Below are 12,268 nucleotides of genomic sequence, written 5' to 3'. Positions count from 1 at the left end.
TTTTTTGTATCAATGCCATAAGACCATCTCTCCTCTATTCAAAAGAGGGAAGATGGTCTTTTTTCTTATTAGAAACCAAAGAAAAAAACCACTCAACCGTAAGAAGGTTGAATGGCTAGTCTATTATTCTTTATCCTTATCGTTATTCTTTTCATCAATAGCATCTAAATTAAAGGGTTCAAAATCTTCTGCTAATGGATTGTCATCCTGTTCTTCTCTTGCTTTTTGTTCAAGCTCATTCGATTTATCATCGGCATAAGCGGCATCGTCTTTCTTTTTTCCTTTATTTTTTGCATCTGATATACTTCTGCCATCTGCAAAAAGATCAGCCTGATTGGTTGGATCGTTATTCATCGCTCCAGGTTGCCCAAATGTATTCGGTTGTTTATCCATAATTAGTCATCCTTTCGGTTTTAAGATTAAATCAAGAATAGCACACCCTGAATTCGCTTACCAATATAACGACTATGTATAATTACACGGAGTATTACACATTGAGTAAACGCATACAGGTTGGTACTCTTAAGCTAATAAACTTAAAATAGATTAGAGTGAAGGAGGATGAAATGAATCGAGATCAACAAACTAAATGGTGGCAGGAAGCGGTAGTCTATCAAATTTATCCCCGTAGTTTTCAAGACAGTAACGGAGACGGCATTGGAGATATCCCTGGTATCATTCAGCGGCTGGATTATTTAGAAGATCTGGGCATTCAGGCTATATGGCTTTGTCCTGTCTATGCCTCTCCGAATGAAGATAATGGATACGATATTAGTGACTATGAAACTATTCATCCGGAATATGGCACCATGGCTGACATGGAGACATTAATAAAAGAAGCGGATAAACGAAACATTCGAATCGTTATGGATTTAATTGTCAATCATACAAGCGACCAGCATAGGTGGTTTCAAGAAGCAAAGAAAGGGAAAGACAATCCCTACCGTGACTACTATGTTTGGCGTGATCCAGTAGAGGAAGGCCCGCCAAATGATCTGACTTCTGGATTCAGTGAATCAGCCTGGGAGTATGATGAATCCTCTCAGCAGTATTACTTGCATCTCTTTAGCAAAAAGCAGCCGGACTTAAATTGGGAAAACCCTCAGATGCGTCATGAGATTTATAATATGATGAACTTCTGGATTGACAAAGGTATAAAAGGGTTTCGTCTGGATGTCATTGATTTAATCGGTAAAGTGCCTGATGAGAAGATTGAAGTGAACGGACCGAAACTGCATGACTATTTACAGGAAATGCATGCCTGCACCTTTGAAGGAAAAGACCTGATGACAGTGGGTGAAGCATGGAGTGCAGGAATAAAGGAAGCGAAGCTGTATTCTGACCCTAAAAGAAAAGAATTATCGATGGTTTTTCAATTTCAACATATTCTCCTCGACCAGCAAATGGGAAAAGAAAAGTGGGATTTACAGCCACTGAATATCGTAGAGTTGAAAAAGGCTCTCTCCGTTTGGCAGACCGATTTAAATGATGAAGGGTGGAACAGCCTCTTCTGGAATAACCATGATTTACCGAGAATTATTTCCAGATGGGGAAATGACACCGTTTACCGGGAAAGAAGCGGCAAACTGTTTGCTATTCTTCTCCATCTAATGAAGGGGACGCCTTATATCTATCAGGGAGAAGAAATAGGCATGACAAATCGAGTCATTGACTCCTTGGATGAAGTGGATGATATTGAGAGCATCAATATGTATAAGGATAGAATCACAAAGGGTTTCACCCATGAAGAATTAATGGATGTGATAAATAAAAAAGGACGCGATAATGCACGGACGCCTATGCATTGGAATGAAACAGACCAAGCGGGCTTTACAACAGGTGAGCCTTGGTTAGCCGTGCAGCGGAATTATCCAGAGATAAATGTCCAGTTAGCCCAAGACAACGCACATTCCATTTACTATACCTATAAACGACTGATTCAATTGAGAAAAGACCATCCTCTCGTTATCTGGGGAGACTATGAATTACTCTATCCCGACCATCCGACTCTGTTTGCTTACAAACGCAGTTATGAAGGAGAGGAGTGGGTTGTCATGGCGAATCTGTCGGAACAAGAGACACCTGTAAGATTTGAAGTGGGTAAAGAAATAGATAGCCTGTTGCTGTGTAACACGGAAAGAACGACTATTGAAAAAGACTTAATCCTACTACCTTATGAAGCTTTTGTAGTGAAACTAAAATAAAAAAGGAGCCTAACATGTCTACACAACAAACAACTGCCTTTCATTTAAGATTTGGAAACAAAGAGCGCATACCACATTTAAAAAAATTAATGAGAACGGTTTTAGAGCCTAATGGATTTAATATGATAGTACTAGAAATAGATAAAAATTTTATCTTCAAAAGTCACCCAGAAGTCCATGAGGGAGACCATTCTTTAACAAAAGAAGATGCTCAAGATTTACAAGCTTATGCGAGAGAATTAGGAATTGAAATTGTGCCATTGTTCCAAGCTTTAGGACATCAGGGATGGGGAGGGAGCCGAAGTGCGTTGCTTCGAGCGTATCCTGAGTTTGATGAAACGCCTGACGTTCCACTGGATGCCGAATGGCCAGAAATCTTTTGTCGAAGCTGGTGCCCGCTTCACCCTGAAGTGAACGATGTCGTCGCGGATTTAATCAATGAACTGATAGAAGCTTTTACACCTCGTTATTTCCATATCGGAATGGATGAAGTGTATGAAATTGCCAGTGATCAGTGTGACAGATGCCGAGGGAAAGACCGAGCTGAGCTCTTTGCGAAAGCCGTGAATGACATGCATGCGATTATTACGAAAGATCGCGATTTAGAAGTCATGATGTGGGGAGACCGCTTATTGGATGCTGAGAAGTTTGGCTACGACAATTGGGAAGCAGACACGTTTGGGACTCACCGAGCCATTCACGACTTGCCGAAAGATATCATTGTTCTGGATTGGCACTACGACGAGAGAGACAAAGGATACCCCACTCCCCATTATTTAATGGAACATGGCTTTAGAGTGATGCCTGCTTGCTGGTATAAAGAAAATGTGGCCGAGCAGTTATTTGGTGAAGCGCAACGCGATGCAAAAGAGCACAATCTGGAAGACCACTTTTTCGGTAAAATCGTCACGTCCTGGCACCATTGGGATGAAGAGGCATATGACACCTTTGCCGGATTTGTCAAAGGGGAAGAAGAGGTGACAGAACTGTATCGTCTCTACCAGACCATGAAAAATGTTCATGAATATTAAAAATAATCAGTCGGAGGAAAAACATGCTAGCACTTAAATTTATTGGGGACACGTCGGCTTTAGATGAAGGTCTTGAATTATTAAAAGAAGAGTTGAATTTTGTTCGTCAAGAAGACGGCATCCCAATCAGCTTAACGTATAAACCTGAAGAGACACAGTTAAAGATTGGCTATAACGGCAATGAAGGAGAAATTGTGTATCACTCTACCAACACCTTCTTCAGACAACTGAACTTATGGTTAGTGAATTACAAACAGGGTGTGCCTTTTGAAAAAGAAGAAAAAGCTTATTTCAAAAAAACAGGTGCTATGATAGATGCATCGCGTAATGCGGTTTTACATGTAGAAGGAACGAAAGAGTTTTTACGTCACATGGCCAAATTAGGTTTAAACCTCGCGATGCTGTATACAGAAGATACGTATGAAGTAAAAGAGTACCCTTACTTTGGTTACTTAAGAGGCAAATACACCGAAGAAGAATTGAAAGCATTGGATGATTACGCCTATGCGTTGGGCATAGAAATGATTCCGTGTATTCAAACGCTGGGGCACTTGTACCAGGTTCTTCAATTTGGAACGCACCATGACATTCAAGATACGTCAGATGTCTTATTGGTAGGAGAGCCTAAGACTTATGAATTTCTGGAAAATATTATTCGAGCTGCCACGACACCATTCCGCTCAAATCGGATTCATATTGGAATGGATGAAGCATTTGGGATCGGAACGGGGCGCTATAAGCAGTTACATGGAGAAAAAGATACCTTTGAAATCATGAATGAACATGTACAGAAAGTGATTGGTATCACTGAAAGATTGGGTCTTGAAGCCATGATGTGGAGCGATATGTATTACCGTGCCGGATCAAAAACGCATGATTACTATGATAAAGAAGTAGAAGTACCGGAACACATTATTGAGGGGATACCAGATGTCAATATGGTGTTCTGGGATTACTACCATGAAAAGAAAGAAGATTATACAGAGTTTTTAAAACGCCATATCGCCATGAAGCAAAAGGTGATTTTTGCCGGTGGGGTGTGGACGTGGAACGGAATCGCTCCCAACTTCGGGAAATCATTTGAAACGACGAAGGCTGGTCTGGCTGCTTCTAAAGAGTTAGGCATCGACGAAGTCTTTGCGACATTATGGGGCGATGACGGAGGAGAAACACCTATACTGTCCGCTTTGCCTGGTCTTCAAGTATTCGCTGACTTATCTTATAGAGAGACAGTGGATGAAGAATTGGCCAATGCCGTTTCCAAGCAGAACACAGGTTTAACCTTTGATGAATTTGTATTGCTAAATGAACTGGATGAAACACCTGGCGTGATGAAAAACAACTTACATGTCTCAGCTGGATCAAAAGTGCTGTTATGGCAAGATCCTTTATTAGGGCGTTTTGATAAGAATGCAGAAGGGCACGAATTGAATAAACATTACGCTGAATTAGCGGAGAAGTTAAAGCCTCTTCAATCAAAAGGGAACTATCAGACACTGTTTACTTTTTACTACCAGTTAGCTAAGGTATTATCTGAAAGAGCTGAATTTGGTATAAAAGTTAAAGCAGCCTATGATAATCAAGATACGGATGCATTACAGGATATGCTAGCTGTGGCTAAACGTCTGTATACTGAACAGAATCAATTGCGCCTCGCTCATCGGGATGTCTGGATGCTGTACAACAAGCCTTTTGGATGGGAAGTTTTAGACATTCGTTACGGAGGAGCCGTTGCACGAATGGATACGGTAGTGAGTCGTTTAGAAGCTTATTTAAAGGGTGACTTACCGATTTTAGAAGAATTAGAAGAAGAGAAGTTGAAAGAACGAACAGATAGCGGTATGATTGGGAGAGGCTTGTACACGGATATTAGTAGTACAAGCAAATTATCTGGCGTTTAAATAGAAAAGAGGAATAGTATGACGTACTTCTTGGTTGCATTAGGGTCCGCTCTCTTATTTTTATCAGGGTGTTCTCCTTCTCAAACGGCTGAATATATTAATCCAGAAGAGGTATCGTATGAAATACAAGAAGAGACAGACATAACGGATCGTGAAGCTGTAGAAGAAGCTGTGCAGGTTATAGAAAATAACATTGCTTATGCAGAAGCTGAGGATATGGATGGGTATTTATCCACGATTGTATCAAGTGCTCATGAAAACACGCGAACCGAATTGGAAGCTTTCTTTGAACTATACGATTTGGAACATACCATTTTAAGTATCACTGTTTTAGAACAAGAAGAGGACACCATGCTCATAGAAGTGTTTCAACAAACGGTGGCTGTAGATCAGGCAGAAGAAGCCGATGACTACCGTGATCACTTAGGTGTGGCGAATCACACGCTCGTACTGGAAGACGGCGAGTGGAAAATATCTGAAACAGTCATGACAGACAACTTCTTTATTGAAGATTAATACGTTTAAAAGTGCGTTGTTTCATCCAACGAAAGAACCGATTGCCTTTCTTAGCAGAAGAGAGGGGATCGGTTTTTTTGTCGATTACTTTAAAATTAAATGAAATTTGTCACTAAAAGTTAAAAACTTCTCAGACAAAAGGGCTTTTTTGTAGTATACTATTTGAGTACGGTTTCAATATCATATGTTATTGAGACCTGAGTAAAATGTTAAAAGGGGTTTTATAATGACGAATCAAACGGACCAGACGAATCAACCAAAAGAGAACAAGCGAAAAGGGTTTATTCCTTTTGTCACTAGAACCGGAGAAAAAATAGCCAATTTATTCTTGATGCAACTTTTCTTTATTCTCTATTCTATAAAAGGTGCCATTGTTTTGGGGGTATTTCCCTCCATAGCTGCTATGACGCGAACGTTTATTGATTGGTTTATATTAGAAGATGCGATCCAAATTCATCCGACATTTAAAGATAACTGGAGTAAGCATTTCAAGAAGGCTAATCTGGTTGGCTATACCCTCTTACTAGCATTCGGATTTCTATACTTCGATTTAAGAATCAACGAGCAATTTATTCAATCACCAGCCCTGCATACACTCTTACTTGTCATATTGTTTATTTTAGGATTCCTCACTGTGTATACCTTCCCTATACTTGTTGGGCATGGATTAAGTTATAAAGATATCTTTAAGCAGTCTTTCTTTGTATCTTTGTCGACTCCTTTATCTACAATTGCCGCAGTACTAGGTGTTGTGCTTGCCTTTGAACTGTCACGTCACGTTATTTTTATTGGGCTATTCTTTGGTGTCCCTTTAATCATTTTGCCACTAGCTTGGTTTCCATATAATGGATTGAAAAAGATTGAAGAGTTAAAAGACGAATTTAAAAAAGAAGATGAAAAGAAACAGAAAAAGAAAGAGAAAGAAAAAGTCAATACAGATGATGTTTAGTCAGTAAAACCATCTCAAACGCAATGCCTTTTTTTAGAAGTACTTAAGTGGGAGAGATAAACAAGTGAAAAACATTTCGAAATCATCGCTATTTAAACGGTATATTGCTTCCTACATTCTAGTGTTTTCCTTGCCCTTTATTTTGTTGTTAATTGGGATTAACTTTGTCTTTATCCGTGATGTGAGAGAAGAACTCAGTCTCTCGAATGATAACTATTTAGAGCAGTCGAACCTTATGCTAGATGAAAAGATTATAGAAATCAATTCATTGGGCAATTACATCAATCAAATGGACAACTTCAATCGTAACTCTGTTTATAGAAGAGAAGATTTCAGCGAATACCGCGATTTAATTAACCGTCATGAGCACTCAACTAATGCTGTGGAAACATTATATATCGTTTTTAATAATCCATCCTATGTGTTTTCGTCCAGAGGGAATATGACCATTGATGCCTTGATTGATTACAGTGTGCACTTTTCGACTCAATCTCAGAAAAATCGTATGAGAGAGGTATTGGAAGAAAACACCGTTTCATTAAATGTAATCAATAATCGCATTTTTTATACTATTCCTTTAGGAAGACCAGGGCAAAGTTATGGCAGTATTTTAGCTGTGATGAATGCGAATAATATAAGAAACAACCTGGAATTGTTATCCGATAATAATGAAGGCATGTCTTTTTTATTGAATGCAGAGGATGACATCGTCTTGTCCAGCTCGATTTACGAGAAGCTAAATCAGCAAGCTATAAATGCGTCCATTGACACGATTTTAGAATCAGATGAAATAAGAATAGACGGAACCAAGTATTTGTCGAATAAAGTAACGAATAATCTCACAGGCTGGACATTTGTATCATTAGTAGACAGCCAGCAATTTTATCGCCCGTTGTATAATATATTTATTGTAGCGATTGTAGGCATTATCATTCTCACTCTCATTGGTGTTGTGATTTCTTATTATTTTGCTAAACAAAATTACCGTCCTGTACAAAATATTATTGACAGCTTTAGTCATGATGGCCCTCAAGGGACACAACCAAAAGATGAGTGGGGTTATATTGAAACCAGTATTAGCCGCAAGTTCTCTGAAGTAAAAGATTTAAGCGAACTAGTGGATGAGCAGGCTCCAATTATCAGAAATGCTTTATTATTAGATTTATTAGATGGAAACTATAATCATTTTGAAAAAATAGAAAAGCGTTTAGAAGAAATAGATATTCATTTCCCGTTTAATTATTTTTCAACAATAATCGTTGAGCTAGGAAAGAAAGCTATTAATACAGATTATGTTTCGGCTATTGAGCGAATCAGTCATGAACTGGATACGTACTCAGTTGGGGATCAATTTGTCATTGAGTCAACGGTTCCGCCTTTAAAAAACAATCAAATTGTGATTATTGTCAATTTGAAAACAGATAATCCTAAAATATGGAAACAAATTATTCAATCCATTACTCAGCATTTCTCTTCCAATGAAACGACTAAGGATACAGTCATAAAAATGGGAGTAGGATCAACTCACGAATCGTGGGAGAAAATAAAGAATGCGCATATAGAAGCAAGTTCTGCCCTTGAAACGATTAATAAAAAACGGGTGAAAGAAAATAAAGTGTTATTCTTTAAAGATATTAATAATGAAAGCAGCCCGTCAGCGAAGCTTCTGGAATACCCTAAAGAGGGAACCATGCTGCTCTTACAGAGTTTGAAGCAAGGGAACCAGAAGATGGCAGAAGAAACCATTACCGAACTCTTTAATAAAATCAGATCAGACTATTCCAGTCCTATCGCGATTCAAGTCATTACGGCTTATGTGTATAATGCTGTATTAGAAGTGGGGAATGAATTGGGAATAACAGAATATAACACCATGCTTCTGGAGCTCTCTCATTTAAATGAGAGTGACCAATCTGAGGAGATTCTTAAGAAAATCAGCTACCTTGTTTGCAAAGAGGTAAATGATCAGAAGGAAATGGAAACAAATGAAATCGGAAAAAATATCGTTCAGTATATTTTTGAAGAATTTAGTTCCCCGGATATTTCTCTAGAACAGATTGCATCAGAATACAATATTTCGATTTCTTATGCCAGTAAACTAATTAAAGAAGAAACAGGAGACTCATTCTCAAATATTATTCAATCCTTAAGAATGAATTTATTTAAAGAATTGCTCTTGACGACATCAACACCTATTAAAGATCTTGTTGTGGATGTGGGGTACTATGACGTTTCCAACTTTACCCGTAAGTTCAGAAAAGAAAATGGACTGACCCCAGGTCAATACAGAAAAAAGTATAAAGATACCACGTTCACGTCAACCACAACTCCATAATTATTCATAAACTGACTAGAAGTATAATAAAACTTTTAGTCAGTTTTTTTATGTTTGATGAGAAGCTGCTCATTTAACAAGCGAAAAGGACTATGTTTTAGCCTCTATTTATGTGTAATTATTGAATGCAGTTGCATATATGATAGCGTTTTATACAATATAATTATGAAAGACTAATTATGTAGAGGTGAAACCTATGGATTATAAGATAGACAAACTATTAAGACGGATTATGCAATTGTCCGGCTTTCGCTATATGAACCAAAAACCGATTGAACCCATTTTGTTTTTTGAAGATGAGACCAAAAAAAGAAAGTATCCTCCAAAAGCGGACGGAGGATGGACAGAATTTGATAAATCTACTTTACTTGAGGGGCGAGATGCCTATTACTGGTTTAAAGTTGATTTGACCGTTCCGCCTTTAAAAGAAGATGAAAAATACGCTGTCATCTTAGATTTTTCAAAATTTATTAGTGGACGAATCAGAGAATTAGAAGGATACGAAGCGCTTGCCTTTGTGAACGGCACTATCTACCAAGGATTTGATCAGAACCATAAAGAGCTCTTTTTAAATGCTGATTATTCTGACAGCCAAGTTGAGTTAGCCTTTATGCTCTGGACCGGTTTGGAAGCAGGCGGACCCGTTCAAAAAATAGAGCACCGTTTAAATGTGTTAAATGAATCCGTTTTATCACATGTCACGGATGATTTGTACTTCAATGCAAAAGTCTTATTTAAAACGGTTATGGATATGGAAGAAAGAGATCCGGCTAGAGAAAAGCTGCTTACTATTCTGGACCGAACCTTTTTATATATTGACTGGTCTTATCCAGGCAGTGAAGCATTTTACGCATCAGTAGAAGAAGCCAATACTTATATTGTTCAAGAACTCGAACAGTTAGAAAATACGACTTATGCAACCGTAACTGGAATAGGGCATACCCACATTGACGTTGCCTGGTTGTGGCAGCTGAAGCATACCCGTGAGAAATCAGCTCGTTCATTCGCCACCGTTATGCGTTTGATGGAGAATTATCCAGAGTATGTGTTCTTGCAGTCACAGCCTCAGTTATACGCCTTTATCAAAGAAGATTACCCAGAATTATATGCTCAAATAAAAGAGCGGATTGAAGAAGGCCGCTGGGAAGCCGATGGAGCGATGTGGGTTGAACCGGATTCCAACATTCCGTCTGGAGAATCTTTGATTCGACAAATATCTTACGGGTCACAGTTTTTCAAAAAAGAATTCAATAAAGACATGAACTACTTGTGGTTACCAGACGTATTTGGCTATTCATGGGCACTGCCCCAAATTCTGAAAAAATCAGGTATTGATATGCTTATGACAACTAAGTTGAGCTGGAACCAGTATAACCGTATGCCAAATGATACATTTATCTGGAGAGGTTTAGACGGAAGTGAAATCTATACTCATTTCATTACGACCCCTAATCCGAATAGTCATGATGATGCCATAGGGGCTGTTTACAGTGGCTTAATGGAACCAGCAACAGTGAAGGGCATTTACCGTAATTACAATAATAAATCATTGAACCAGAACTTATTGCTAGCTTATGGCCACGGAGATGGTGGAGGCGGGACAGACCGAGAAATGGTTGAACTGTTAGACCGTATGATGAAGTATGATATACCATCTTTACCAAAAGTAAAAACAGGAACAGCTAAAGATTACTTTGAAGAATTGAAAGAAACCATTGATCAGGCACCATCTACTGAAGTCGATACCTGGGATGGGGAATTGTATCTGGAGTATCACAGAGGCACTTACACATCACAGGCTAAAACGAAAAACCATAACCGCCGCTTGGAACTGTTGTACCGTGATACGGAACTCCTTTCTTCTTATAGAAGTATCACAGAAGGAGTCGCTTACCCGCAGGAAGAAATAGATGAAGGATGGAAAGCCATCTTACTGAATCAGTTCCATGATGTTCTCCCGGGTTGTTCGATTAAAGAAGTGTATGAAGACAGTGAACGGGAATACCAAGTCGCTTATGATAATGCCCATACGATTTTAAGCCATTTTGAATCTGATCCAAACGGTTCTTGGACGCTATTTAACAGTGCCAGCTGGGACCGTTCAGAAATTGTCTTTATTGAAGGTGACTTTAACGATGACTCTCATTTCAACAACCAAGAGGGGACAGCTTTAGAATCCGTTGTTACTGATAAAGGAGCTTATATCTATGTCGACTCAATTCCAGCTTTTGAAACCCTAACGATTCATCTGGATTCCGAAGATAAAGGGAGTTCTGAGAAAGGTAAAAATCCATTTAAGACATCAGGTAACACAGTGGACACACCATTTTACAGAATTGAATGGAATGATGAAGGCCACTTAATTAGTCTCTTTGATAAAGAAAACAAGCGAGAGGTGTTAAAGGATAAAGGCAATCTATTTGAATTGTTTGAAGATAAGCCAATGGCCTATGATGCATGGGATATTGATATTTATTATCAAGAAAAAGGCAGAGTGTTAAAAGCAGATTCCATTACTGTCAAAGACACCAATTCTCTCTTTGCAGTTATTGAGTTCAAGTATACCTTTAACCAGTCATCACTCACTCAAGAGATGAAACTGTATGCGAATAACAGACGCATTGATTTTGAAACGTATTTAGACTGGCAGGAAAGACAGCAACTGTTAAAAGTCGGCTTTAATGTAGATGTCAGAACAGTAGAAGCGACCTATGATATACAATTTGGAAATGCGAAACGTCCGACCCACTGGAATACCTCTTGGGATAAAGCACGTTTCGAAAGTGTGGGGCACCAATGGGTCGATTTGTCAGAAACAGGTTATGGAGTCAGCTTACTGAATGATTCTAAGTACGGCCATGACATTAAAGACAGCACGATGCGTTTAACTTTAGTGACAGGAGCCATCGACCCGGATCCTAATGCAGACCGTGGAGAGCACACCTTTACGTACAGTTTGCTGCCACATAAAGGCAGTTATCTGGATGCTCGTACAGCTGAAGAAGCTTGGGATCTAAATAATCCTTCTCGTATCTTTGAAGGAGAAAACCTAGATGTAGAACCTTTCTTAAAAGTAGCCAGTGAAGGAACAGTCTTTATTGATGCTTTTAAAAAAGCTGATTCAGAAGAAGGTTACGTGATTCGACTCCACGATCACACAGGAGGAAGACGTCAAGTCAGACTAGATTTACTATTTGACGCACAGACCATAACGGAGACGAATTTAGTCGAGAAAAAACTAGGAGAATCTCAAGTAATCGAGAATAATCAACTAGAATTTACTCTCGATCCGTTTGAAATTAAAACATTTTTAGTGAAATAGAGGAGCATAC

Annotated in this window: 8 protein-coding genes; 7 read left to right on the top strand and 1 reads right to left on the bottom strand. The window is 38.7% G+C overall.

Annotated features, from left to right (window positions below; translation table 11 throughout):
- Positions 1-123: 123 nt before the first annotated feature.
- Positions 124-393 (bottom strand): hypothetical protein, encoded by a 270-nt coding sequence (locus tag ABDZ53_RS08770; RefSeq protein WP_343755631.1) that lies wholly within the window; start codon positions 391-393, stop codon positions 124-126.
- A 173-nt stretch (positions 394-566) separates the two neighbouring features.
- On the opposite strand from ABDZ53_RS08770, the gene ABDZ53_RS08765 reads away from it, so the two are divergent.
- From ABDZ53_RS08765 to ABDZ53_RS08735, 7 genes are all read left to right on the top strand, one after another.
- Positions 567-2,204: a glycoside hydrolase family 13 protein gene (locus tag ABDZ53_RS08765; protein WP_343755629.1), complete on the top strand. Its 1,638-nt coding sequence runs from the start codon at positions 567-569 to the stop codon at positions 2,202-2,204.
- Between the two features lie 14 nt (positions 2,205-2,218).
- The gene (locus ABDZ53_RS08760; RefSeq protein ID WP_343755627.1) at positions 2,219-3,235 is read left to right on the top strand and encodes a family 20 glycosylhydrolase; all 1,017 of its coding nucleotides are present in this window, start codon (positions 2,219-2,221) and stop codon (positions 3,233-3,235) included.
- Positions 3,236-3,258: 23 nt separating this feature from the next.
- The gene (locus ABDZ53_RS08755; RefSeq protein ID WP_343755625.1) at positions 3,259-5,136 is read left to right on the top strand and encodes a beta-N-acetylhexosaminidase; all 1,878 of its coding nucleotides are present in this window, start codon (positions 3,259-3,261) and stop codon (positions 5,134-5,136) included.
- A gap of 18 nt (positions 5,137-5,154) precedes the next feature.
- Complete coding sequence (locus ABDZ53_RS08750; RefSeq protein WP_343755623.1) at positions 5,155-5,652, top strand: hypothetical protein; 498 nt, start codon at positions 5,155-5,157, stop codon at positions 5,650-5,652.
- A gap of 226 nt (positions 5,653-5,878) precedes the next feature.
- Positions 5,879-6,601, top strand: coding sequence for a YesL family protein (locus ABDZ53_RS08745; protein WP_343755621.1), 723 nt, complete (start codon positions 5,879-5,881; stop codon positions 6,599-6,601).
- Positions 6,602-6,665: 64 nt separating this feature from the next.
- Complete coding sequence (locus tag ABDZ53_RS08740; RefSeq protein WP_343755619.1) at positions 6,666-8,936, top strand: helix-turn-helix domain-containing protein; 2,271 nt, start codon at positions 6,666-6,668, stop codon at positions 8,934-8,936.
- Positions 8,937-9,132: 196 nt separating this feature from the next.
- Positions 9,133-12,258, top strand: coding sequence for an alpha-mannosidase (locus ABDZ53_RS08735; RefSeq protein ID WP_343755617.1), 3,126 nt, complete (start codon positions 9,133-9,135; stop codon positions 12,256-12,258).
- Positions 12,259-12,268: the final 10 nt, after the last annotated feature.

This window comes from Alkalibacterium iburiense, assembly GCF_039521845.1.
GTDB lineage: Bacteria > Bacillota > Bacilli > Lactobacillales > Carnobacteriaceae_A > Alkalibacterium > Alkalibacterium iburiense.
The sequence above is the reverse complement of the archived record's forward strand: the minus strand, read 5'-3'. Positions and strand labels throughout refer to the sequence as shown.

What these genes read in the sequence shown, in the direction of transcription:
- ABDZ53_RS08735 (WP_343755617.1), top strand. Translation starts at nt 9,133, where the DNA reads ATGGATTATAAGATAGACAAACTATTAAGACGGATTATGCAATTGTCC.
- ABDZ53_RS08755 (WP_343755625.1), top strand. Translation starts at nt 3,259, where the DNA reads ATGCTAGCACTTAAATTTATTGGGGACACGTCGGCTTTAGATGAAGGT.
- ABDZ53_RS08765 (WP_343755629.1), top strand. Translation starts at nt 567, where the DNA reads ATGAATCGAGATCAACAAACTAAATGGTGGCAGGAAGCGGTAGTCTAT.
- ABDZ53_RS08770 (WP_343755631.1), bottom strand. Translation starts at nt 393, where the DNA reads ATGGATAAACAACCGAATACATTTGGGCAACCTGGAGCGATGAATAAC.
- ABDZ53_RS08745 (WP_343755621.1), top strand. Translation starts at nt 5,879, where the DNA reads ATGACGAATCAAACGGACCAGACGAATCAACCAAAAGAGAACAAGCGA.
- ABDZ53_RS08760 (WP_343755627.1), top strand. Translation starts at nt 2,219, where the DNA reads ATGTCTACACAACAAACAACTGCCTTTCATTTAAGATTTGGAAACAAA.
- ABDZ53_RS08750 (WP_343755623.1), top strand. Translation starts at nt 5,155, where the DNA reads ATGACGTACTTCTTGGTTGCATTAGGGTCCGCTCTCTTATTTTTATCA.